We start from the raw sequence: 22,875 nt of genomic DNA on the forward strand, positions 1-22,875 counted from the left end.
GCCGACGATTTTGGCATGAATCGCGCCATCGACGCGGGCATCCTGGATTTGGCTCGGGCCGGCCGCCTGGGTGCGGCGAGCTGCATGTCGCTGGGCCCTTCTTTTGCCGAGCACGCCGCGGCCTTGCGCGAGATGGACGTCGACGCGGGGCTGCATTTCGATCTGACCGAAGGCGTGGGCGGGCAGGCGCCGGCCGTTGCCTTGAAAACCTTGATAGGCCGGGCCTACACGGCACGGCTTGCGCCGGCCTGGGTGAACGGTCATCTTGAGCGCCAGCTCGATGCCTTCGAGCGTATCTACGGCGCGGCGCCCGCCTACCTGGACGGCCATCAGCACGTACATCAGCTGCCCGGCGTGCTGTCGCGGGTAATCGAAATGCTGGAGCGCCGCTATGGCGCGCGCAAGCCCTGGCTGCGCTGCACCCTGCCTCGGTCGCAGCCGGGTGTCGGGCTGGCCAATGCGTTCAAGGCGCAGGTTATCGGCGCATTGGGCGGGCATGCCTTGAGTCGCGCCGTGCGCCGGCGCGGGTGGCGCAGTAACGAGCGTTTCCTGGGGGTCTACGGCCTGAGCGGCGGGGCCGAGCATTATGCGCAGTTGCTGGGCCGCTGGTTCGATGCGGCCCGGGACGGCGACCTGATGATGTGCCATCCTGCCCATGCTGTGGCGTCGGGCGAGGGCGATGCGCTCATGCAGCAGCGCGCCGCCGAGTTCGAGGTGCTGTCGAGCGAAGACATGCCCCGCTGGCTGAGCGCGAGCGGATTGCGGGTCGAGCGCTTGAGCCGTATCAGGCCCGAGCCGACGCGCTAGGGCGCAGTTCTCGCGCCAGAGCGAGCCAGGCCTGGGCCGCGTGCGACAGGTAGCCGCCGCGGCGCCAGATCAGGCCCAACTCCCAATCGGTTCCCGGTTCCACCAGCGGCACGCAGGCGACGCCGCCGATCGAGCGCGCCTGCAATTCCAGCCGGGGCAGGAAAGCCACGCCCAGGCCTGCGGCCACCAAAGCGATCATGAAGTCGATCTGGCCGCTGCGCGCGGCTACGGTAGGGGTGATGCCGGCCTGTCTCCAGGCATCTTCGAGCAGGCGATTCAGCGCGAAGCCTTCATCGAAAAGAATGAAGGGCGATTGCCGCAGCTGCCACAGGTTCACGTGCATCGCACCGGGGTGCGGATGGTCGGGCGGCAACAAGGCCACAAGCGGTTCGCGCGCCACCGGCTGCCACTCGAAGGCTGTCGGCACGGGGGTGAGCGAGGCGGCAAGTTCGAGTTCGCCGGCTATGATCATCTCTTCCAGGCGCCGGCTGCCGTGTTCGATGAGACGGATCTCGACGGTGGGATAGCGGCTGCGAAAGCGGGCAAAGAGCGGGGCGAACAGGGATCTGCTGCCCAGAGGCGGCAGGCCCAGCCGCAGGATGCCGCGTTTGAGGCCGCGGATCTCGTCGAGCTCGGTCTTCAGGTCGTCGCATTCGGCCAGCATGGTGAGCGCTCGGCGGTACACGACCTCTCCGGCCTGGGTAAGCCTGGGAGGCTGAGACTGGCGGTCCAGCAAGACCATCTGAAGCTCGTCCTCCAGTTGCTTTACCGCCTTGCTGACGGTGGGCTGTGTGGCGAAAACCACACGGGCTGCCTGGGAGAAGCCGCCCTGGCGGACAACTTCTACCAGGGCGCGCAGTGTGCGCAATTCCATAAGCCAAGCTCCATGCTGCAATGCGGCAGAAAATCCGGATTCAATCCCGAGACTATTCTTATATGGCATAACTTTCATTCTAATAATTCATTTTATCTATAATCAATACGAGCGTACAAATGGACTCAAGCCCCTCGAGCTTGCAACACAGGAGTCCGCCATGACCTATTTCCGTCCCATTGTTTTGCGCAGCATGCTGCGGCACAGCAAATTGCTGCAGATAGGGTTGCTGATGCTGTTCTCGCTGGCGGGGCAGGAAATCGCCGGTGCGCTGGGGTTGCCGGTTCCGGGAGGCATCGTCGGCCTGATTCTCGTGCTGGGCCTGCTGGTTAGCGGCAAATTGCAGGTGCAGGCGGTGCGCCGCGGCGCCAACTGGCTGTTGGGCGAAATGCTGCTTTTCTTCGTGCCGTCGGTGATGTCCCTGCTCGACCATCACGAGCTCCTGAGCCTGCTGGGGTTCAAGGTGCTGGCAACCATCGTGGCCGGCACGGCGATGGTCATGGTGGGCACCGCGCTGACCATTGATTTGGGCTATCGCTGGATGAACCGGCAAACCGCTTGATCATGCGCCCGGAAATCGACCTTTATTTCTGGCCGGCGGCGACGGTGCTGGTCTATGTCCTGGCGCGCTGGCTGTACAGCCGCCGCCCGTGCTTTTGGACATCCACCCTGATCATGGCCCCGGCGTTGCTACTGGGGCTGGCGGTCTATCTTCACGCGGGCTACCGCGATTACATGCTGGGATCGCATTGGCTGCTGCTGATGCTGGGCCCCGTGCTCGTGGCTTTCGCCCTGCCGCTGTACGAGCAGCGTGCCCTGATTTTGCGCTACTGGCCCATCCTGGCGGCAGGGATCGTGGTGGGCAGCGTGATCGCCGGCGCAAGCGCCTGGCTGCTGGGCGCGCTGCTCGGGTTGCCCACGGGGCTGCGCCTGAGTCTGCTGCCGCGTTCGGTGGGCACGCCCTTTGCCATGGCCGTGTCGTCGCACGTGGGGGGCGCGCCCGATCTGACGGCCGTGTTCGTGATCATCACCGGCGTGCTGGGCGCCAGCATAGGTCAGTGGCTGCGCGCCTGGCTGCCGCTGCGCTCGTCGCTGGCGCGCGGTGCGCTGTTCGGCATGGGGGCGCAGGGCGCCGGCACCGCCAAGGCCCGGGAGCTCGCAGACGAGGAAGGCGCGGTAGCCGGCCTGGTCATGGTGATGGCCGGCATATTCAATGTGCTGGTCACGCCTTACGTGGTCTATGCCGTGATGTCGCTTTGACCCGGATGCGCAGCTCGCGCCGACTCAGCGGCCCGCCAGTTGCAGCGCCACCGGATAGAGCGACGCCACGAGCAGCAAGGCCATCGAGACATTGAAGCCGCGCACGATGCCGGGCTTGTGCAGCCAGCGGCGCAGCGTGCTGCCGAACAGCACCCAAAGGCCTACGCACGGCAGATTGATGACGATGCAGGCCAGGGTGGCGATCACCAGATTGCCGAAGAAGCCCTGCTGCGGCGTATAGGTGGCGACGATGCCCACGGCCATGACCCAGGCCTTGGGGTTGACCCACTGGAACATCGCGGCCTGCAGGAATGTGAAGGGGCGCGTGCGGGTCCGGCTGTCCTGCATGGAACCGGAGTTGGCGATCTTCCAGGCCAGATACAGCAGATAGGCGGCGCCCAGATATTTCAGGACTTGATACACCAAGGGCTCGCGCGTGAACACCGCGCCCAGGCCCAGGCCCACCAGCAGCACCATCAGCGCGAAGCCCAGGCTCACACCCAGCAGGTGAGGCACGCTGCGCTGCATGCCGAAAGTCAGGCCCGATGAAGCCAGCATGGCGTTGTTGGGGCCGGGCGTGATCGAGCTGACCAGAATGAACAGGAGCAGCGGGCCCAGCAGGACGGGAGAGATCAGCGGCAAAGAAAGCGGGGAAAGGTGCATGGCGCAGCGCTCGCATGGTGAGCAGATTCGGGGCTTGCCCGGACGGGCGATTTCTGCCACTGTAGGCATAGTTGACGGTACAGTACCGATACACTTTACCGTCTCATTTTCATAACTGGCCCGGTAGAAACACCATGACAGTTCAAGCCGCCATGCCCGCTGCCGGTTGGCAGCCGGTGCGCGAAGCCGATGCCACTCTCGTCAGTCAATTGACCGACGATCTGGCCCGCCGCATCGACGATCAGGGCTTGCGCCCCGGTACGCGCCTGCCGTCGATACGCAAGATGGCCGAGCAGGCCGGAGTGAGCCGTTTCACCGTGGTCGAAGCCTACGACCGCCTGGTGGCGCGCGGCCTGCTGCAGTCGCGCCGCGGCGCCGGCTTTTTCGTCAAGGCGCGCACGCGCCAGGCGCATCAGCCTGCGCCGGCCGGCCTGCAGGCGCCCGCGCGCATCGACCATGCCTGGCTGCTGCGCAGCCTGTTCAACTCCGGCGCGTCGTTCGGTGCGCCGAGCAGCATGGGCCTGCTGCCGGCAGACTGGTTGGATCCCGAGATGGTGGCGGCCGCCGTGCGCGCCGTGGGCCGCTCGGCGCGCACGAATCTGCTGGCATACGGCCATCCGCAGGGTTACGAACCCCTGCGGCAGCAGATCGCCGCCCTGCTGCATGAGCGAGGGCTGGCCGTCCACCCGGAACGCAACCTGCTCACCACCAACGGCGTCACGCACGGGCTGGATCTGGTGGTGCGCCATTTCGTGCAGCCGGGCGACACCGTGCTGGTCGAAGACCCGGGGTGGTTCGTGATCTTCGGCCGCCTGGCCGCGATGGGCGTGCGGCTGATCGGCGTGCCGCGCGGCCCGCATGGGCCCGATATCGCCTGGCTCGAGAAAGCGGCCGCCGAACACAAGCCCAAGCTTTTCATCATCAACAGCGCCGTGCACAATCCCACAGGGCATACGCTGTCGGCCGGCGCGGCCTACGACGTCCTGCGCGTGGCCGAACGGCACGACTTCCGGGTGGTAGAGGACGTCACGTATGGCGAACTGCATCCGGGCCGCGCTATCACGCTGGCCGAGCTCGACCGGTTCAAGCGCGTCATCATGGTGGGCGGCTTTTCGAAGATGCTGGCGGCCAGCTTGCGGGTGGGCTACGTGGCAGCCGATCCCGACACGGTGCAGCAGCTCACGGATCTGAAGCTGCTGGCCGGGCTCACCTCGTGCGAGGTGGGTGAGCGCGTGGTGCATCGCGTACTGATGGAGGGGCAGTATCGCCGCCATGTCGAGCGCGTGCGCCAGCGCGTGGACGAGGCGCGCGAGCGTTGCGTCAAAGGCCTGCTCAAGCTTGGCTTTGCCGTACCGCACGAACCCTATGCGGGAATATTCATTCTGGCCGATTGCGGCCGAGATTCGGAGGCCGTGGCGCGCGAGGCGGCCGGGCGCGGCATGCTGCTGGTGCCGGGTACGCTGTTCTCGCCTTCGCAGACGCCTTCGACGTTTCTGCGTTTTGCCGTGACCATGGAAGACGACGCCAAGATGTGGCGCGAACTGGCGGTGTTGCAGCGCGGGCGCTCGGGCTAGGGTCTTTCGCGTAATCGGACTCTGGCCGTTCGCGAACTCGGTGTCGCCGGTCGGCGGCGCGCGCCGACCGGCATATACTTTTCCCATTATTCGACCGTTTTTCAGGAAGCCCATCATGTCCGCTGCCATCCGTCCGCTTTCCCCGACTTTCGCCGTTGCGCCCCAACTCACGCCCGAAGATATGGCCGAGGTTGCTGCGGCCGGGTACAAGAGCGTCATCATCAACCGGCCCGATTACGAAGGCGGGCCCGACCAGCCTACCGCGGCCGACGTGGCCCACGCCGCCGAGGCGCTGGGATTGGCGGTGCAATACCAGCCCGTGGTCAGCGGCGCCATGACCATGGACGACGTGACCCGTTTCGCCGAACTGCTGCGCACGCTGCCCAGTCCTGTCCTGGCCTATTGCCGCAGCGGCACGCGCTGCGCCAATCTGTACGCCAATGCACAGCAGCTGAGCTGAGGCCGTCCCGCGTCGACGCCGCAATTTGATGCAAGTCATGACGATCGGCGATTTTTTCCGTTAGCATGAGATCACTACCTCTAGGAAGGAGCGAGGCCATGTTCAAGAAAATCCTGATTCCCACTGACGGTTCTCCGCTGTCCTGTCAGGCGGCCAACGCCGGCATTATCTTTGCGCGATCCGTCGGAGCAGAGGTCGTGGCGTTGCACGTCACCCAGCCTTTCGCAGCCACGATCGGATTCGACGGCATGGCGGCCGCCTATGCGATTACCGACGAAGACTACGAGAAAGCCGCGGCCGAGCAAGGCGCGAAATATCTCAAAGCCGTCAGCGACCGCGCTCAGACCGCAGGCGTGAAGGTGACGACGCGCGCCGTGTCCAACTTCAATGTGGCCGACGGTATCGTGCAGGCCGCGGCGGACGAGCATTGCGATCTGATCTTCATCGGCAGCCATGGCCGCAGCGGTTTGTCGCGTCTGCTGCTGGGCAGCGTTACGGTCAAGGTGCTTAGCCTGTCGCGCGTGGCAACGCTGGTGTTCCACGTCAAGGAATGAACGCGGAGCGCCGCCTGCGCGACGCGAGCGGCGCTCACGCCAGCCAGTGCTTCAAGTCGTAGTAGCTCACGATGTCCCCGTCTCGGACGGGGATGCCGGCCGGCAGGCGCGCCAGGCCATCGCACCAGGGCAAAGAGCTGATCACGCCCGAGCTCTGATTGCTGAAAGGCGCCACATCGGCGAGCCCGTTCGCCAGCGGGTGGTATTGCACCCGTAAGAACTCCTCGCGGCTGTCCTGGCGGGTTTTTTCCGTGCGCAGCGCGGCGCGCATGACTTGCGGATAAATGCGCGAGCGGCCTTGCATGCGGCGGATCATGGGCGAGACCAGCACCGCGAATACCGCATAGGCCGACACCGGATTGCCCGGCAGGCAGACGATCAATTTGCCGTCTAGTCGTGCCATGGCCACCGGTTTGCCCGGTTTCATGCGCACCTTCCAAAGCGCCAGCTCGCCGCCGAGCGATTCGATGGCCGGTTTGACCAGATCGTGGTCGCCCACCGACACCCCGCCCACGCTGATGATGAGATCGCAATCGGCCTGCAGATCTCGCAAGGCAGTCTGCAGATCGGCGGCGTCGTCGCGAGCGTGCCGCACCTGAACCACGTCCGCGCCCAGCCCATGCGCCAGGGCGGTCAGCATGGGGCCGTTGGAGTTGTAGACGTGGCCGGCCTCGCGCGCCTGGCCGGGCATGGCCAATTCGTCGCCCGTCGTGAGAACGCCCACGCGCAGGCGCGGGTAGACCTCGATTTTGTCCAGGCCTTGCGACGCCAGGAGCGCGATGTGTGCGGCTTGCAGCAGCGTGCCGGCCGGCAGCAGCGGCGTGCCGGCGCGTACGTCTTCGCCCTGCCTGCGCACGTGCTGTCCGGCCTGAGGCGCCACGGCGATCTCGACCATGCCGTCGGCTTCGCGTGTGTCTTCCTGCATGACGACGGTGTCGGCGCCTTGCGGTATCAGGCTGCCGGTGAACAGGCGCGTGGCCTGGCCGGCGACGAGCGGCTGAGGCTGTTCGCCCGCATAGCTGCGCTGCTGGATGGGCATCGCCGTGCCGGGCCGGTAATCGGCGTGGCGCAGCGCGTAGCCGTCCATGGCGCTGTTGTCCGCGGGCGGCAGGTCGACCGTGGCCGTCAGGTCGACGGCAAGCACGCGACCCGCGGCCTGAGCCAGGGCGACGGTCTCTGCGCGCGTGGGTAAGGGGGCGGCCTCGGTGAGCCGGGACTGGGCCTCGTCGAATTCGAGCATGGATCGCAAACAGGTCGGTGTGTCAGGCCGCGGAGCGGGCGCGGTTCAGGTGAGCGGCGAAGTTGCAAGGCTTGTGCCGGCTGTCCAGCTGCTCGCGGATGATGCGCGACCAGGCCATTTCGCAGGCGTGGTTGGAGCCCGGCATGCAGAAGATCACGGTGTCGTTGGCATAGCCGGCCAGCGCACGCGACTGGATGGCGGAGCTGCCGATTTCCTCGAACGAAAATTGGCGGAACAGTTCGCCGAAGCCGTCGATTTCTTTGTCGAACAAGGGCATGAGTGCCTCGGGCACGGAGTCTTTGTGCGAGAAGCCGGTGCCGCCGGTGGTGAGGATGACCTGAACCTGCGGGTCGGCGATCCAGTCGCTGATTATGCGGCGGATCTGATAGATGTCGTCGCGCACGATCTCGCGTCGGGCGCATACGTGGCCTGCTCGGGCCACATGCTCGGCCAGCAGATTGCCCGAGGTGTCGTCGCCCGCGGTGCGCCGGTCGCTCACCGTGAGGACGGCGCATGCAAGCGAATTGGCTTCGTCGGTGTGGCTGCTCATGGTGTTTCCTTGAGGTTTTCTTTGTGGTTCCAGGCGTCGGTGCGCGCCTCGTCGGTTTGGCGCTGCTCGACCCAGAACTGCTTGCCCGAGGCCAAGGTTTCACGCTTCCAGAAGGGCGCCCGAGTTTTGAGGGCGTCGATCATGTATTCGCAGCCGCGGAAGGCGTCGCCGCGATGTGCGCTGGCTGCCGCGACGAATACGATCTGCGCTTCGCGGTGCAGGACGCCGACGCGATGGGCGATGACGGTGCCCGCGAGATTCCAGCGCCTGCGTGCGGTGGCGGCAATGTCTTCGAGCTCGCGCTCGCACATGCCGGGATAGTGCTCGAGCGTCAGCGTCTGCGTCGGTTCGTCGGGCGCGTAGTCGCGCACATAGCCTGTGAAGGTGACGAGGGCGCCGGCCTGGCTGCCCACCTGCTCGCGCATTGCGCGCATCAGCGCCGCGCCGTCGAAATCGGCTTCCTGGACGATGATCATGATTCGGCTCCGTTCTGTCAGCCGCCGGTCACGGGCTCGAAGATCGCGACCTCGTCGCCGGGCTGCACGCGCGCCGCCAGGGCGGCATGCTCCTGGTTGACGGCCAGGCGCAGACGCTGGGCCTGAGCCAGGCGCGGATAGCGCGCGCGCAACTGCGCAAGCAGATGTTCGCCGGTGGTATCGACGGCCAGCGGCCAGGTCTCGGCGCGCTTGCCCACCAGTTCTGCCACGCGGGCGAAATAAAGAAGATTGATGGTCGTGTTCATGGCTGTCTGCGCCATTCGCCGCTCTTGCCGCCCGATTTGTATTCCAGGCGGATGTCTTCGATAACGATACCCTTGTCGGCAGCCTTGCACATATCGTAGATCGTGAGCGCCGCGACGCTGCAGGCCGTCATGGCTTCCATCTCGACGCCGGTTTTGTACTGGGTGCGGCAGGTGGCGCGCACCTCGACGAGGTGTTCGGCGTCGACCAGGCTGAACTCCACGCCCACGAAAGCCAGCGGCAGGCTATGGCACAGGGGGATGAGGTCGGCGCAGCGCTTGGCGGCCAGCACCGCCGCGACGCGGGCGGTGTTCAGGACCTCGCCCTTGCTTTGCCCGGGAGCGGCGAGCAGGCCGTAGGCGTGTGCGTTCATGCGTACTCGGCCGCTGGCAACGGCGACCCGTTCTGTGTCGGCTTTGGCGCCGACGTCGACCATGCGGATCTGGCCGGATTCGTCCAGGTGGCTGAGCGTCGGAAGGGAGGCTGTCATGAATAAAAACCGGCGGATAAAGGGCGAAAGCCTATGATAGACGAGCGCGGAGCCGGCCGGCGATAATAAGGGCCGAAGCCATGGTCTGCATGGCGGCGACATCCCCGGTACGGGGCGCGAAATCTGGTGGGAGTGCGTGTAATGCGGTGGCGGATGCCGGTTCTGAAATGCAGCCGACGAACGTGCAAAATGCTGCTGGGCATCGTGCTGGCGCTGCTGGTGCTGGCCGCGTTGGCTGCCTGGCAGGTGCCCAAGCTCACGCGCAATGCGTTGACCCACAACGTCTCCCAGCTGTTGGGCCGCCAGGTGACGGTCGGCAAGATCAGTTTCAATCCGTTCACCCTGACGCTGCGCGCACACCAGCTCGCCATCGGCCGGCCCGACGAGGCGCCGCTCCTGCAGGTAGGCGAGATCGACCTGAGCGCAGCCTGGCGGTCCATCGTGATGTTCGCGCCGGTGATCGACATGATCCGCATCGACCAGCCCACGGTCAGGCTGGTTCGGCAGGACGCCTCGCACTTCAATTTTTCAGACATCGTCGACCGACTGGCCAGTATGTCGGCCGATGCGCCTGCGCAAGCCAAGCCGGCCAAGACGGGGCTGCCGCGGTTTTCCCTGAACAATATGTCGCTGACCGGCGGTGTGGTCAGCCTGGACGACCACGTCACCGGCCGCCGGCAGGTGGTCGACCAGATCACGCTGGGCGTGCCCTTCCTTTCGTCGTTCGGCTACGCCACGCACATCAATGTGCAACCCAAGGTGCACCTGCGCATCAATGGCAGCCCCTTCGACCTGAGCGGCACGGCTCGGCCTTTCGACAAGGTGCCCGCATCGACGCTGAACGTGGTTTTCTCCGGACTGGCGCTGGAGAAGTGGGCCGATTTCTGGCCCATGTCGCGGCCTCTGCCCATCAAGATCGATCACGCGCTGCTCGACTCCAATTTGCAGGTGCGGTTCGAGCAGCCGGCGCACGCCGCGCCGCGCATTCGCGTGCAGGGCGACGTGGGTCTGCGCCAGCTCGACGTAAGCGAGGCGGCGGGCGCGCCGCTGCTGTCCTGGGACGATCTGCGCTTCGAGCGCGTCGCCGTGGACCTGGATGCGAAGACGGCTTCGGTCGGCGAGGTGACGCTGTCGGGGCCCGACGTTCAGGTGCATCGCGATGCGCGCGAGCTGAACTGGCAGCGCGTGGTCAACGGCTTTGCCGCGTTGGGCGATCAGCCCGGGTCGGCGGCTCAGCCGGCCGCGGCGAAGGCCGATGCCAAGGCGGATGCCGCGACCGGTGTCCAGGCCGCCGCGTCGCCGGCGGACGAGCCGGCCGGTGGCGCCGCGTCCCGGTCTGCCGCGGGGGCCACCGGCGAATCGTCAGCCTGGAAAATCTCCGTCGCCGACGTCAAACTCAAGAACGGCGAGATCCGGCTGCGCGACGATCCGATGGGTCTGGATTATCCATTGAGCGGTCTGGCACTGGAGGCCGAGAACGTTGCCGTGCCGCAGGTCGCGGGCCAACCCATGCATGTGTGGCTGAACATGGACAACGTGCGCGACGGCAGCTGGCTGCGGGCCAAGGCGCCCGTGGTGATGCAGCCCTTGTCGGTGAAGGCGCAGATCCAGTTGGGCAATCTGGCCCTGGCGCCTTTCGCGGCGGCGTTGCATCGCTTCGCGCCCATTGCCTTGCAGCACGGCCGGCTCGATCTCGAAGGCAAAGTCGACGTGGCCGGTTCGCTGGTGCAGGCGCGTGACGTGAAACTCGGCGTGCGCAGCCTGGCCGCGCGCGACGAGAGCGTCAAGCCTGCGGTGGATCTGTCCGTCGCGGCCCTGTCCGCGGCGGCAGATCGGCTGGCACTGGACGGCAAGCCGACGAATTTCACCGTGCAGGCCGACGGCATCCAGAAACAGGGCACGCTGGCGCTCAAGGGCTCGCTGGTGCCGCAGCCGCTGTCGCTCAAGACGTCGGTCGATCTGACCAGATTCGACGCGGCTTCGCTGGCGCCGTTCGTCGCATCCAGCCTGAACGCCACGGTGCGCAGCGTGGTCGTGGGCGCGCGCGGCGACGTCGAGTTCGCGGCGGCGCACGGCAAAGCCCCCATGCGTGTGGACTGGACGGGGGCCGTGGACGTCGGCGATCTGAACCTCGAAGACCGCGTCAACAAGGCCGAGTTCCTCAGCTGGAAACACCTGGGTCTGAGCAAGATGCACATCTCGATGGCGGGCGGCAGACTCGGCCTTGGGCTGGGCGATATTCTGCTGGAAGATTTCTACGGCAACATCCTGCTCGACAACAAGGCGCGCCTGAACGTCATGGACCTGATGGTGGAGAAGGGCACCGCTGCCGGTTCCATCACGCAAGATACGCAGACGCGCAGCAGTGCCGCACACGCGCCGCAGGCCAAGCCCGAGACGGCGCCAAAGCACGAGACCAGGCCCGCCGGCGAGGAGCCGGATATTTCGATAGACAGCGTCACGCTCAGGCGCGGCCGCATGACCTTCAACGATCATTTCGTTCGGCCCAACTACCGCGCCGAGCTGTCGTCGATCGACGGCTCGCTCTCGGCCGTGTCGTCGGTCCGGCCCACGCCGGCCAAGGTCAGCGTCACCGGCCGGGTGTACGGCACGGCGCCCCTGTCGATATCGGGCACGGTGCAACCATTCTCCAAGTATCTGGCGTTGGACATCAAGGCTTCGGCCAAGGGCGTGGATCTGCCCAAGTTCACCACTTATTCGTCCAAGTACGTGGGTTATGCCATTCGGCGTGGCAAGCTGTCGGTCGATCTGCACTACCAGATCAAGGACCGCGCGCTGCAGGCCAGCAACAAGGTGCTGCTCAATCAGCTCACGTTCGGCAAACAGTCCAACAGCCCCGACGCACTCAAGCTGCCGGTGCTGTTGGCCGTGGCGCTGCTCAAGGATGGAAACGGCAATATCGACATCGACCTGCCCATCTCGGGCTCGCTGGACGATCCGCAGTTCTCGGTAGGCGGCATCATCGTGCGTGTCATCGTGAACACGCTGGTCAAGGCGGTGACCTCGCCTTTCAAGTTGCTGGCCGCCGCGTTCGGCGGCAGCGGCCAAGACCTGTCGCATATCGATTTCGCCCCCGGCAGCGCAACGCTCGATGACAAGGCAAAGGCCAGCATCGCCACGCTGGTCAAGGCGCTGAAGGACAGGCCCGCGCTGCAGATGGACATCATCGGCCGCGCAGACCCGCAGGCCGACCGCCAGGGCTGGGTGGACGACCGGATGCGCGCGCTCAAGGCCAAAGACATGGCAGTGCACGGCAAGGCGCCCGATCCTGCGACCATCTCGCTGACCGCCGCCGACCGCGCCAAGTATCTGGAAAAGGTCTACAGCGACACGAAGATCAAGGACAAGCCGCGCAATTTCATCGGCATGGCCAAGTCATTGCCGCCCGACCAGATGAACGCGTTGCTGATGCAGGCCGCGCCCCAAGACAAAAAGCGTTTGCGCAACCTTGCCGAAGCGCGAGCCCAGGCGGTTTACGAGCAACTGCTGGAAGCGGCGCCTGACCTGACCGACCGTATCTTTCTCGTCGCTCCCAAGCTCGATGCCGACGGCATCGAAGGCGGCGGCGCGGCGACTCGCGTGGATTTTTCCCTGCACTGAAATATGCGGCGGCAAAAGCAATATTGCGCAGGCACCCGACCCCGGAGCATCGACATGCAGGACATCCAGGATTCCCAGCTCGACAGTCTGCTGCCGCCTTTGAAACTGTCGCGCCGCGGTTTCATCGCCACCGGCGTGGGCGCGGGTTTCACGCTTGCCGCCGGCCATGCCGCGGCGCAGACGGCCATCCACACCGACGCGACCGGCCTGACCGCCGGCATGGTGCAGATTCCCACGGCCGACGGCCACATGCCGGCCTATCGCGCAGCGCCGGCTCGCAAGAAGAACCTGCCCGTCATCCTGGTCGTCGAGGAAATTTTCGGCGTGCATGAATACGTGCAGGACGTCTGCCGCCGCCTCGCGCACCTGGGCTACCTGGCCGTGGCGCCCGAACTGTTCGCGCGCTACGGCGATCCGGCCAAGTACACCGACATGGCCTCGCTGCGCTCCGAGGTCGTGGACAAGGCCTCCGACGCGCAGGTGGCTGCCGATCTGGACGCGACGGCCAAATGGGCGCTCACTCAGGGCGGCGCAGCCGCAAAAATGGGCATCATCGGCTTTTGCTGGGGCGGTCGCCAAGTCTGGCTGTATGCCATGCACAACCCGAATCTGAAGGCCGCCGCCGTTTTTTACGGCCCGCTGGGGGGCGCGCCTACTGCGCTACAGCCCGCCTCGGTGCTGAGCCAGGTCGACAAGGTAAGGGTGCCGGTGCTGGGCGCCTACGGTGGCAAGGACGCCGGCATTTCCATGAGCGCCATCGACCAGATGCGCGCGGCCCTGGCGAACGGCACACCAATGGACAAGGCCTGCCGCATCGACGTCTATCCCGATGCCGGTCACGGCTTTCACGCCGACTATCGTCCCAGCTACAACAAAGCCGATGCCGAACTCGCCTGGAGGCGCGCCATCGACTGGTTCGCCAGTCATGGATTGAATTGAATCCTGCCATGCAACCCGGTTCGAGCCGGACTATGATGACGCGTTCGTGCAGCCTCGGCTGCCTTGTGAATTCACCCTGGAGAAAAGCATGACCATCAAAGTCGGCGACAGCCTGCCCAACGGCACCCTGACCGAATATTTCGACACCGAATCGGGCGCTTGCGCCGTCGGCCCCAATGCCTTCCAGGTGGCCGACCTGGTCAAGGGCAAGAAGATCGCGCTCTTCGCCGTGCCGGGCGCTTTCACGCCCACCTGTTCGGCCAAGCATCTGCCGGGTTACATCGCCAAGGCCGACGCGCTGCGCGCCAAGGGCGTGGACGAAATCTGGTGCGTGTCCGTCAACGATGCCTTCGTCATGGGCGCCTGGGGTCGCGAGCAGAAGGCTGCCGGCAAGGTGCGCATGATGGCCGACGGCGGCGCCGTCTGGACCCGTGCGCTGGGCCTGGACATGGATCTGACCGAACGCGGCATGGGTGTGCGTTCGCAGCGCTACTCGGCCCTGATCGAGAACGGCGTGGTGAAAACGCTGAACGTCGAAGCTGCCGGCAAGTTCGAGGTCAGCGACGTCGACACGCTGTTGTCGCAGGCCTGATCTTGTTTTCCCTCGGGCCGTTCCAAGGCAGACACAGCCTGCTTCTCGGGGGCAGCGAGCCGACGGAGCGGTGTGGGGTCGCTTTGCGACATAAATCGCATTGCCGCCCGCGTGGCATCGACCGCGCGGGCGGTTTGCCTTTCTGTCTCCGGTCCGCCTGATTTCATCTATTGCTGCTTGCGTCAAATCGGTTTCATGTTCGCCATTCTCGCCGCGTTCACCCCGCTCTATCTGACCAGCCTGGTGCTTCTTACGAGCACCGGCATGCTGGCGATGTACATAGGCCTGTTCCTGACCCAACAGTCGGTCAGCGAAACCTGGATCGGCGCGCTGATGGCGGGTTATTACCTTGGGGTGGTGCTGGGCGGCCGCCTGGGCCACAAGTTCATCAGTCAGGTTGGCCACATCCGCGCTTTCGCGGTGTGCGCGGCCGTAGGCACCTGTCTGGTGCTGGCGTTGGACTTGTCCCATAGCCTGCCTCTGTGGCTCGGATTGCGCGTCGCTTTCGGCATCGTGATCGTGACGGCGCTGGTGGTCATCGAGAGCTGGTTCAACGAAAAGGCCACAAACCAGCAGCGCGGGCGTGTGTTCGCTGCGTATATGGTGGCGTGCAGTCTGGGCACCATGCTGGGTCAACTGGCGCTGACAGGTTATACGCAGCTCAACGAGCAGCCCCTGATCATCGCGGCAATGCTGTGCGCGCTGTGCCTGGTGCCGCTCACGATGGTCAACACCGGACACCCGTCCACGCCCCGGCCGGCGCCTCTGGATCTGCCCTATTACTTCAAACGCGTGCCGTCGGCGCTCTTCGTGTTGACCGTGTCGGGGCTGGAGCAAGGTTCTTTTTATGGTCTTGCGGCGGTCTACGCTGTCAAGCAGGGCTTTACGCCGGCTCAGGCGGCCATCTTCATGTCGGTGGCGGTCGGTTGCGCACTGCTGTCGCAATGGCCCATGGGGTGGCTGTCGGATCGCTTCGGCCGCTCCCAGGTGGTGCGGTGGAACGCCCTGCTGCTGGCCGCGTTGCCCGTGCTGCTATGGGGCTGGTTCGTGCCGCCTTTCTGGCTGCTGGTGCTGGTCGGCTGCGTGCAGGGACCGCTGCAGTCCAGTCTGTATCCGCTGGGCGTGGCCCTGGCCAACGACAGCATCGATCCCGAGCGCCGCGTGGGCGTGAGCGCCGTCCTGTATATGGCGTATGGCGTCGGGGCCTGTGTGGGGCCGCTGGCAGCGGGCGCCATCATGGCGCATACCGGACCGGCCAGTTACTACGTCTTCGTGTCGGCCTGTGCGGTGTTGCTGCTGCTCATGGCCGTGCGCAAGACCGGCCCCGGCGCCGTGACCGGCACGCCGATCGCGCCGGCGCCCGCACCCGCCTCCACGCCCGTGCCCACGCCTACCGCCGAGCCCTAGGGCCTTGTAGCGTCGACAGGCCCTAGACGCTGCCGGCCTGCGCGCGCAGGCCTAGCCGGGCCAGCAAGCGCCGGTCGGCCTGCGCCTGCGGGTTGGCCGTCGTCAGCAACGCTTCACCGTAGAAAATCGAATTGGCGCCAGCCATGAAGCACAGGGCCTGCTCGGCGTCGTTCAGGGCTTCGCGTCCGGCGGACAGACGCACCATGGCGCGCGGCATGGCAATGCGGGCGACAGAGAGGGTGCGGATGAACTCGAAGGGATCCAGCGCCTCGGCCTGCGCCAGCGGCGTTCCCTCGACACGCACCAGATTATTGATGGGCACCGATTCCGGATAAGGATCCAGATTGGCCAGTTGGGCGATCAGGCCGGCGCGCTGCCGGCGCGACTCGCCCATGCCTACGATGCCGCCGCAGCACACCGAGATGCCGGCCTCGCGCACGCGTTCCAGCGTATCGAGCCTGTCCTGATACGTGCGGGTGGAAATGATGTTGCCGTAGAACTCGGGCGAGGTGTCCAGGTTGTGGTTGTAGTAATCGAGGCCTGCATTTCGCAATTGCTCGGCCTGGCCTTCGCGCAGCATGCCCAGCGTGACGCAGGTTTCCAGGCCCAGTGCCTTGACGCCCGCTACCATCTCGGCCACGGCGTCCAGATGGTGCGGCTTGGGGCTGCGCCAGGCGGCGCCCATGCAAAAGCGCTGCGCGCCCTTGTCCTTGGCGGCCCGGGCTGCGGCCAGCACCTCGTCCAGAGGCATGAGGCTTTCGGCCTGAAGGCCCGTATCGTAGCGCGCCGACTGCGGGCAATAAGCGCAATCTTCGGGGCAACCGCCGGTCTTGATCGACAGCAGCGTCGAGAGCTGGATGGTATCGGCGGCGAAATGTTCGCGGTGCGCGGTCTGGGCCCGGTACAGCAGTTCGGGCAGGGGCAGTTCGTAAAGGGCGAGCAGATCCTCGACCTGCCAGGCGGGGGCCTGGCGGGATGCGATAGGGTTCATGGGGTGTAGCCGAAAAAAGTGGAAGAATCAGCCGGCATGCAGACGGCGCAAGGGCCGGGGCCGCGCTACATCGACGGCATCATCGCTGCGATCGCCGCCAGCGCCAGGATCAGTCCCAGCAGGTTCACGCGGCTGAGCGTTTCGCGGAAAGCCATGGCGCCGATCAGCGTGCCCAGGGCGATCACGCCCAGGTTCATGGAGGCGAACACCAGCGCCGGGTTGTTGGGCAGACTCTGGTGCGCCTTGATATAGGTGTAGATGTTGGCGAAGTTCATCGCGCCCAGCGCCAGGCCGACGGCCAGGGTGCGCATCTGCCATTGCGCGCGGGCGAAAAGCAGATACAGCAGCATCAGCACGGCGGCCAGCACAAAAATGCCCAGCAGTCCGGCGGTGAACGCCGTGCCGGTCTGCGCCAGGCGCTTGAACAGAATGTCGATCACGCCGTAGCCGATCCATACCGAAAGCGGCCACACCCAACCCTGGCCCGCGCCGCCTTCTCCCTTGCCGGAGGCGCCGGGACGGTTGAGCAGACATGCCAGTGCCGCGCAGGCGGCCAGAACGGCCAGGCCGCGGCGCTGCGTCAGCGCTTCGCCAAAGAGCGCGAAGGCCGCAAGCAGGGGGATGAAGAGCGAGAGCCGCTGCGCCACCTCGCTGCGCACGATGCCGGCGTGACGCACCGACTGTCCCAGCGCGATGAACACGGCCGGCAGCAGCACGGCCAGCGTCAGCATCAGCGGCCAGGCATGTATGCGCTGGAGTTCGTGCACAGGCGAGGGCACGTAGATCAGCCAGCACAGAACGGCGGCCACGATGTAGTTGCTGAAGATGGCCTGGCGCAGATCCACGCCGGCGCTGCGCATGAATTTGAGCAGCACCGAGACGATCACGCTGCAGCAGACGCTGCAGATCAGGTAGAAAAGGCCGGGGCTGATATGAGGGAGAGACATGCGGGGGCGGCTCCTGGGGTATGCATCGGGTCGACGGGCTCATCCGTTTCATCGGTCGGCGCAATCGAATTGCCGCGATCGTAAGGATGCCGGTCGAGATGCGCAATGGCGTCTGTTTGTGCCTTGATGTTTGTAATTTGCCGGCATTTAAAAGACAAAGAAGGGTTTTTTGCGGTCGTGCCCCGTATCGTGCCGGGATCTTGCGTCCGACGGCATACCGCGGATTTATGTTTTTTTTTGTAAATCGGACCGAAGCACAGCCGGATGCCGAGCGATCAAAGCCGATCCGGCTCTTTCTTGATCAGATCGTAGAAGACTTTTGCGGTCGGCGACAAAGGGTGGTTCTTGCGCTTGATCAACCCCAGCGTGCGCGAGACCTCGGGGTCCACCAGAGGGATGCCGCGCAGCGTCGAGTGCCTTTTGCGCGGAAGCGCCAGCCTGGGCACGGCAGCCACCCCGAGGCCCGCCTCGACCATGCCGAGCAGAGACGAAATGTGGGCGACCTCGAAAAAGCCGGCGGGGCGACGCTCGATCTGCGCCAGCGCGGAATCGATCAGTACGCGATTGCCGCTGGATTTTCCTACCGTCATAAAGCATTCGTCGCAGAGCTCTTCCCAGCGCACCTTGCGGCGTATCGCCAGGCGGTGGTCGGCACGCACGGCCAGCACGAATCGTTCGGTGAAGATGGGTTCGAAATCGAGATCGGCTTCCTGGGTGCCGATGAAATTGATGCCGAAATCCGCCTGCCTGCCGGTTACGGCATTGAGCACGGTATTTGCGCTTTCATCCATGATGCGTACCCGGATGTAGGGGTAGTGCTTGCTGAAGCGCGCAATGACGGCGGGCAAAAAATAATATGCCGCCGAAGGAACGCATGCGACGGTGATCGTGCCTCGGCGATGCGATGCCATGTCGGCGATGCCGAGCATGGCGCCCTCCAGTTCATCGAGCGCTGTGCGGGAATGATCCAGAAAGCTGCGTCCGACGCTCGTCAGGGCCACGTGGCGAGTGCTGCGTTCGAACAGTTTGACGCCCAGCGTGGATTCGAGTTTTTCGATGCGGCGGCTCAGCGCCGGAGGGGAAATATGCAGATCGTCGGCTGCGGCGCGAAACGACAGGCGATCGGCCACCGTTACGAACGCCTGGAGTTCCTGCAAATCGAAATTGATGCGTGCCATGCAATAGTCCTTGAGAAAGTTGCAATTCCCTTATCTCTAGGCCAATTGCATCATGGCGCCATGGAAAAAGAAATACCTTGCACGCTGATGCGCGGAGGCACTTCGCGCGGGCCGTTTTTTCGCGCCGATACGCTGCCGTCCGATCGATCCGAGCGCGATCGTCTGCTCATTGCGCTCATGGGTTCGCCCCACGAACTGCAGATAAACGGTCTGGGCGGAGGCAATTCCCTGAGCAGCAAAGTGGCGATCGTCTCGCCATCGAGCCGGCCCGATTGCGATGTGGATTATCTTTTCGCGCAGGTCTCGGTCGATCGCGAACTGGTGGACACCCGGCCCAACTGCGGCAACATGCTTGCGGCGGTAGGTCCTTTTGCGCTCGAACAGGGGTTCGTGCAGGCGCACGGCGACGAAACCGTCGTCAGGATTTTCAACGTCAATACCGGCGCGGTGATCGAGGCTTTGGTCCAGACGCCGCAGGGCAGGGTGACATACGACGGCGACGCGAGCATAGACGGCGTGCCGGGCACGGCGGCTCCGGTGATACTCAATTTTCAGGGCGCAGAGGGAAGCCTGACCGGCAAGCTTTTTCCGACGGGAGCCCGCATGGAAGTCATCGACGGCGTCGAGGTGACCTGCCTGGATTCGGCTCTGCCCCTGATGATCGTGAATGCCGAATCGCTGGGAGTTACCGGCGCGGAAAGCCCCAAGGAGCTGGACGAAAACACCGATTTGATGACTCGCCTGGAGACGCTGCGCCTGGAGGCCGGCCGGCGCATGGGACTGGGAGACGTGTCCGACAGCGTCGTGCCCAAGCCGGTTCTGGTGAGCCCGGGCGGCGGCGGGCTGGCCATACGTTCGCGCTATTTCACGCCCCACAGCTGCCACCGGGCTCATGCCGTAACGGGCGCGATCGGCGTGGCGGGCAGCCTTGTTCTTCCGGGCACGGTAGCGTCGGCGCTGCGCGGCAGCGCGCCCTTTTCGCAGGGCCGCGTATCGGTGCTGCATCCCGCAGGGCGTCTCGATATCTCTATCGAAATAGATGCCGTGGGCGAGCGGCCCCGGATCGTCAGGGCAGGCGTGGTGCGCACGGCCAGAAAGATCATGCAGGGAACGGTATGCATACCGTCTTGATTGTTTAATGAAACTCAAAAAAAGAGGAGCAGGAGATGAAATTCAAATGGGCCGCGATGCTGGCATCGGTTTGTGTGGCAAGTATGGCGATGGGTACCGCGCATGCGGCGTTTCCCGATCGCCCCCTCACCATCATCGTTCCCACCGCCCCGGGCGGCGGCAATGACGCGATGTCGCGGATCCTGGCCAAGAGAATGGGCCAGGAGCTGGGTCAGAGCATCGTGGTGGAAAACAAGCCCGGCGCCAACGGCGCGATCGCCTGCGGCTATGTGGCGCGCTCCAAGCCCGACGGCTACACGATTCTTTTCGGCTATATCGGCACGCATGGCATCAACCCTGCGATACGCAAGGTGCCCTACAACCCGGTCACGGATTTTGCACCCATAGGCGAGGTCGCGACGTCGCCGGTGCTCTTGGTGGTCAATGACAAGGTACCGGTCAAATCCGTCACGGACCTCGTCGCCTATTCCAAGAAGCCCGGCGTGCATTTGAACTATGCGTCGGCAGGTACCGGCACCGCACCGCAAATGGCAGGAGAGCTGTTCAAGCTGTCGACTGGGGCGAAGATGGAAGGCGTGCCCTACAAGGGAGCCGGGCCGGCCATGATCGACACGATCGCCGGCACCACGCAGGTCATGTTTCCCAGCATGTTCACCGGGGCGCCTCAGGTTCGGTCGGGCAGCGTGAAGGGCCTGGCAGTTCTGAGCGACACGCGTTCGCCGCTGTTCAGTCAATTGCCTACGCTCAAGGAGTTGGGCATCGACGTCTCCGTGGAAGAATGGTATGGCCTCTTCGCGCCCGCGAATACGCCTGCTGCCGTCGTTGCCCGCCTGAACAAGGTGCTGAACGATGCCTTGAACGATCCCGAGGTGGCGCGCCAGTTCAGCGCGCAAGGCACTACCGCGAGCAGCGGTACGCCCCAGAAGCTCGAGCATCTGGTCAAGACCGAACTGGCCAAATGGAAGAAGGTGGCCGCGGCGGCGCACATTTCGGCCGACTGAAGGACTTGAACTATCGCAAGAAAACCGGCGAAAATTCCGCGGAATCCCTCTTCATGCCTCATGAAAATCAAACCCGGAATTCTCGTCGAACTCGCCGTCAATTTTTTGCTGCCTTGGCTCGTCTACCGCTGGGCGCTGCCGCGCTACGGTGAGACCGGCGCGCTCTATGCGTCCGCGGTTCCGCCCATCGTCTGGTCCATCGTCGAGTTCATGCGCCTGCGCCGCGTCGATGTCATGAGCCTTTTCGTGCTGGCCGGCATCGTGTTGTCGATCGTCGCGATGATGCTCGGAGGCGATTCGCGCGCGTTGTTGATACGCGAATCGTTTGCGTCGGGCGCATTCGGCGTGGCGTTTCTGCTGTCTCTGGCGCTGCGACGTCCGCTTGTCTTCTATCTGGCGCGCGCCACGGTCGCCCGTCAATCGGAAGACGACATCGCGCGTTTCGAGGCGGCCTGGGCCGAGCGCCCCGCCTTGCGCCGGAGCTTGCGCCTGATGACGGCCGCATGGGGCGCCGGCCTCACATTGGAAATGGCGCTGCGCGTTTGGCTCGTCTGGCACTTGAGCGTCGAACGCGTCCTGGTCGTGTCGCCTTTTATCAGCTACGCCATCTATGGCGCCTTGATGCTATGGACGCTCTGGTATCGACGCCGCTTGCGGTCAAACCCCCAGGCGGCGTGACCTCGCGCGCGGCTCAGCGGCGATGCCAGCCGCCATGCCAGCCGTAACGGGGGTGCCACCATCCCCAGCCGTAGTTGGGGTAATAGCGCCACGAGTAGCCGACGGCCGGCGCGACCCCGACGGGTGCGACATAGGCGACGCCGGCCGGCGCCACGGCAACGGGCGCGGGCTCGACGACGCAACCTGTCAGCGCGCCCGCCAAAGCGAGAGAGCCGGCCAGCAGGGGGAGAGATTTCTTGTTCATGTTCACGGTCTCCGAAGCAGGGGATATGCCCTGCCATGAAGCGTACGCCGTGCCTGAAAAAAGGGTTGTGTACGAACGTGAGCGGGCCTCGGGAACTTGTTCCAAGTCTTTGCAGAACGCCTGCCGGCGCGTCAGTCGTTGCCCACCAGCACCGGGTCGTTCCGATAGCGCTCCGGGAATATCCGCTTGAGCGCGTCGAGCTTGGGCATGTCGTTGATGGCGATGTACGGATACGAAGGATGGCGGGCCAGGAAATCCTGATGGTAGGCTTCGGCCGGATAGAAGCTGGCCTTGTCCTCGATGCGCGTAACGATGGGATGGGCATAGACATGCGCGGCGTCGAGCTGGGCGATGTAGGCCTTAGCCACGCGCTTTTGCTCGGCGTTGGCGGGAAAGAGGGCCGAACGGTATTGCGTGCCGCTGTCCGGTCCCTGGCGATCGAGCTCGGTGGGGTTGTGCGCCACCGAGAAAAAGATCTGCAGCAGCGCGCCGTATGACACCTGCGACGGGTTGAAAGTGACCTGCACCGATTCGGCATGCCCGGTCGTGCCGCTGCTGACGGTTTCGTACTGGGCGGTATCGGCCGAGCCCCCGGCATAGCCCGATACCGCGCGCGATACGCCGCGCACGTGCTGAAACACGCCCTGTACGCCCCAGAAGCAGCCGCCTGCGAACACCGCGGTTTCGGTTCGTGCGCTCGTGCTTTCGTCCAGCGCCGGCGGGGGGATGGCGACCGCAGGCTCGGCGCGGCCGAACGACTGCGCATGGCCTTGCACGGCCAGGAACGTGGCGAATGCGGCGGCGCCGGCCAGCAAGCCGAGCAGCGCGCGGCGCCGCGGCGCGTGGGGATGGGAGTGCGAGGTCGTCATGATGCGAATCTCCTGAATCAGACCAAAAGCGCATGGGCAGTGTTGGCCGAAGGTGAAGGCGTGGG

25 protein-coding genes are annotated in these 22,875 nt (G+C 65.0%); 13 read left to right on the forward strand and 12 right to left on the reverse strand.

The window, feature by feature from the left end; translation table 11 throughout:
• Positions 1–15: 15 nt before the first annotated feature.
• Positions 16–807 carry a ChbG/HpnK family deacetylase gene (locus tag ACTHJ1_RS08145; RefSeq protein WP_440190391.1) on the forward strand — a complete coding sequence of 264 codons (792 nt, stop codon included), beginning with the start codon at positions 16–18 and terminating at the stop codon, positions 805–807.
• Here the strand turns inward: ACTHJ1_RS08145 and ACTHJ1_RS08150 are convergent.
• Positions 785–1,681: a LysR family transcriptional regulator gene (locus ACTHJ1_RS08150; RefSeq protein WP_440190394.1), complete on the reverse strand. Its 897-nt coding sequence runs from the start codon at positions 1,679–1,681 to the stop codon at positions 785–787. The two genes, ACTHJ1_RS08145 and ACTHJ1_RS08150, sit on opposite strands and share 23 nt — an antisense overlap.
• Before the next feature lie 160 nt (positions 1,682–1,841).
• On the opposite strand from ACTHJ1_RS08150, the gene ACTHJ1_RS08155 reads away from it, so the two are divergent.
• Both ACTHJ1_RS08155 and ACTHJ1_RS08160 read left to right on the forward strand, forming a co-directional pair.
• Positions 1,842–2,243: a CidA/LrgA family protein gene (locus ACTHJ1_RS08155; RefSeq protein WP_440190397.1), complete on the forward strand. Its 402-nt coding sequence runs from the start codon at positions 1,842–1,844 to the stop codon at positions 2,241–2,243.
• Positions 2,244–2,245: 2 nt separating this feature from the next.
• The gene (locus tag ACTHJ1_RS08160) at positions 2,246–2,941 is read left to right on the forward strand and encodes an LrgB family protein (RefSeq protein ID WP_440190489.1); all 696 of its coding nucleotides are present in this window, start codon (positions 2,246–2,248) and stop codon (positions 2,939–2,941) included.
• 24 nt (positions 2,942–2,965) lie between these two features.
• Here the strand turns inward: ACTHJ1_RS08160 and ACTHJ1_RS08165 are convergent, their stop codons facing one another.
• Positions 2,966–3,604 carry a LysE family translocator gene (locus tag ACTHJ1_RS08165; protein WP_440190400.1) on the reverse strand — a complete coding sequence of 213 codons (639 nt, stop codon included), beginning with the start codon at positions 3,602–3,604 and terminating at the stop codon, positions 2,966–2,968.
• A 176-nt stretch (positions 3,605–3,780) separates the two neighbouring features.
• On the opposite strand from ACTHJ1_RS08165, the gene ACTHJ1_RS08170 reads away from it, so the two are divergent.
• The 3 genes from ACTHJ1_RS08170 to ACTHJ1_RS08180 all read left to right on the forward strand — a co-directional run bounded on the left by ACTHJ1_RS08170 (position 3,781) and on the right by ACTHJ1_RS08180 (position 6,192).
• Positions 3,781–5,178 (forward strand): PLP-dependent aminotransferase family protein, encoded by a 1,398-nt coding sequence (locus ACTHJ1_RS08170; protein WP_440190492.1) that lies wholly within the window; start codon positions 3,781–3,783, stop codon positions 5,176–5,178.
• A gap of 115 nt (positions 5,179–5,293) precedes the next feature.
• Positions 5,294–5,638: a TIGR01244 family sulfur transferase gene (locus ACTHJ1_RS08175; RefSeq protein WP_440190403.1), complete on the forward strand. Its 345-nt coding sequence runs from the start codon at positions 5,294–5,296 to the stop codon at positions 5,636–5,638.
• Between the two features lie 98 nt (positions 5,639–5,736).
• Complete coding sequence (locus ACTHJ1_RS08180) at positions 5,737–6,192, forward strand: universal stress protein (RefSeq protein ID WP_440190406.1); 456 nt, start codon at positions 5,737–5,739, stop codon at positions 6,190–6,192.
• A 34-nt stretch (positions 6,193–6,226) separates the two neighbouring features.
• On the opposite strand, the gene ACTHJ1_RS08185 is transcribed toward ACTHJ1_RS08180, so the two are convergent.
• From ACTHJ1_RS08185 to moaC, 5 genes are read right to left on the reverse strand one after another with little or no spacing between them, the layout of a single operon-like run.
• Positions 6,227–7,432, reverse strand: coding sequence for a molybdopterin molybdotransferase MoeA (locus tag ACTHJ1_RS08185; RefSeq protein ID WP_440190409.1), 1,206 nt, complete (start codon positions 7,430–7,432; stop codon positions 6,227–6,229).
• Positions 7,433–7,454: 22 nt separating this feature from the next.
• Positions 7,455–7,982 carry a molybdenum cofactor biosynthesis protein B gene (gene moaB, locus ACTHJ1_RS08190; RefSeq protein ID WP_440190412.1) on the reverse strand — a complete coding sequence of 176 codons (528 nt, stop codon included), beginning with the start codon at positions 7,980–7,982 and terminating at the stop codon, positions 7,455–7,457.
• Positions 7,979–8,458 carry a molybdenum cofactor biosynthesis protein MoaE gene (locus tag ACTHJ1_RS08195; protein WP_440190415.1) on the reverse strand — a complete coding sequence of 160 codons (480 nt, stop codon included), beginning with the start codon at positions 8,456–8,458 and terminating at the stop codon, positions 7,979–7,981. Before ACTHJ1_RS08195 ends, moaB begins: the two co-directional genes overlap by 4 nt.
• A 17-nt stretch (positions 8,459–8,475) precedes the next feature.
• Positions 8,476–8,724 (reverse strand): MoaD/ThiS family protein, encoded by a 249-nt coding sequence (locus ACTHJ1_RS08200; RefSeq protein WP_440190418.1) that lies wholly within the window; start codon positions 8,722–8,724, stop codon positions 8,476–8,478.
• The gene (gene moaC / locus ACTHJ1_RS08205; protein WP_440190421.1) at positions 8,721–9,212 is read right to left on the reverse strand and encodes a cyclic pyranopterin monophosphate synthase MoaC; all 492 of its coding nucleotides are present in this window, start codon (positions 9,210–9,212) and stop codon (positions 8,721–8,723) included. Before moaC ends, ACTHJ1_RS08200 begins: the two co-directional genes overlap by 4 nt.
• 141 nt (positions 9,213–9,353) lie before the next feature.
• Here moaC and ACTHJ1_RS08210 point away from each other — a divergent pair, with 141 nt between their 5' ends.
• The 4 genes from ACTHJ1_RS08210 (at position 9,354) to ACTHJ1_RS08225 (ending at position 15,771) form a co-directional block, all read left to right on the forward strand.
• Positions 9,354–12,833, forward strand: coding sequence for a DUF748 domain-containing protein (locus tag ACTHJ1_RS08210; RefSeq protein WP_440190424.1), 3,480 nt, complete (start codon positions 9,354–9,356; stop codon positions 12,831–12,833).
• Between the two features lie 54 nt (positions 12,834–12,887).
• Positions 12,888–13,772, forward strand: coding sequence for a dienelactone hydrolase family protein (locus ACTHJ1_RS08215; protein ID WP_440190427.1), 885 nt, complete (start codon positions 12,888–12,890; stop codon positions 13,770–13,772).
• 88 nt (positions 13,773–13,860) lie between these two features.
• Positions 13,861–14,364 (forward strand): peroxiredoxin, encoded by a 504-nt coding sequence (locus ACTHJ1_RS08220; protein WP_440190430.1) that lies wholly within the window; start codon positions 13,861–13,863, stop codon positions 14,362–14,364.
• Positions 14,365–14,559: 195 nt separating this feature from the next.
• Entirely contained in the window at positions 14,560–15,771 is a 1,212-nt protein-coding gene (locus ACTHJ1_RS08225; RefSeq protein ID WP_440190433.1) for an MFS transporter, read from the forward strand.
• 22 nt (positions 15,772–15,793) lie between these two features.
• On the opposite strand, the gene bioB is transcribed toward ACTHJ1_RS08225, so the two are convergent.
• The 3 genes from bioB to ACTHJ1_RS08240 all read right to left on the reverse strand — a co-directional run bounded on the left by bioB (position 15,794) and on the right by ACTHJ1_RS08240 (position 18,887).
• The gene (gene bioB, locus ACTHJ1_RS08230; RefSeq protein ID WP_440190436.1) at positions 15,794–16,762 is read right to left on the reverse strand and encodes a biotin synthase BioB; all 969 of its coding nucleotides are present in this window, start codon (positions 16,760–16,762) and stop codon (positions 15,794–15,796) included.
• 65 nt (positions 16,763–16,827) lie between these two features.
• Positions 16,828–17,694, reverse strand: a complete 867-nt coding sequence (locus tag ACTHJ1_RS08235; RefSeq protein WP_440190495.1) for an EamA/RhaT family transporter — start codon at positions 17,692–17,694, stop codon at positions 16,828–16,830.
• Positions 17,695–17,984: 290 nt separating this feature from the next.
• Complete coding sequence (locus ACTHJ1_RS08240; RefSeq protein ID WP_440190439.1) at positions 17,985–18,887, reverse strand: LysR family transcriptional regulator; 903 nt, start codon at positions 18,885–18,887, stop codon at positions 17,985–17,987.
• Positions 18,888–18,947: 60 nt separating this feature from the next.
• On the opposite strand from ACTHJ1_RS08240, the gene ACTHJ1_RS08245 reads away from it, so the two are divergent.
• Genes ACTHJ1_RS08245 through ACTHJ1_RS08255 form a run of 3 tightly spaced genes read left to right on the forward strand, consistent with a single transcriptional unit; the run spans position 18,948 to position 21,697 of the window.
• Entirely contained in the window at positions 18,948–20,018 is a 1,071-nt protein-coding gene (locus tag ACTHJ1_RS08245) for a 4-oxalomesaconate tautomerase (RefSeq protein ID WP_440190442.1), read from the forward strand.
• Between the two features lie 35 nt (positions 20,019–20,053).
• Entirely contained in the window at positions 20,054–21,019 is a 966-nt protein-coding gene (locus tag ACTHJ1_RS08250) for a Bug family tripartite tricarboxylate transporter substrate binding protein (protein ID WP_440190445.1), read from the forward strand.
• A 60-nt stretch (positions 21,020–21,079) separates the two neighbouring features.
• The gene (locus ACTHJ1_RS08255; RefSeq protein WP_440190448.1) at positions 21,080–21,697 is read left to right on the forward strand and encodes a VC0807 family protein; all 618 of its coding nucleotides are present in this window, start codon (positions 21,080–21,082) and stop codon (positions 21,695–21,697) included.
• Positions 21,698–21,710: 13 nt separating this feature from the next.
• Here the strand turns inward: ACTHJ1_RS08255 and ACTHJ1_RS08260 are convergent, their stop codons facing one another.
• Both ACTHJ1_RS08260 and msrA read right to left on the reverse strand, forming a co-directional pair.
• Complete coding sequence (locus tag ACTHJ1_RS08260; RefSeq protein ID WP_440190451.1) at positions 21,711–21,941, reverse strand: hypothetical protein; 231 nt, start codon at positions 21,939–21,941, stop codon at positions 21,711–21,713.
• Positions 21,942–22,072: 131 nt separating this feature from the next.
• Positions 22,073–22,810 (reverse strand): peptide-methionine (S)-S-oxide reductase MsrA, encoded by a 738-nt coding sequence (msrA, locus tag ACTHJ1_RS08265; RefSeq protein ID WP_440190454.1) that lies wholly within the window; start codon positions 22,808–22,810, stop codon positions 22,073–22,075.
• Positions 22,811–22,875 lie beyond the last annotated feature (65 nt).

This window comes from Bordetella sp., from assembly GCF_051960075.1.
In the GTDB taxonomy this organism is placed as follows: domain Bacteria; phylum Pseudomonadota; class Gammaproteobacteria; order Burkholderiales; family Burkholderiaceae_B; genus Bordetella.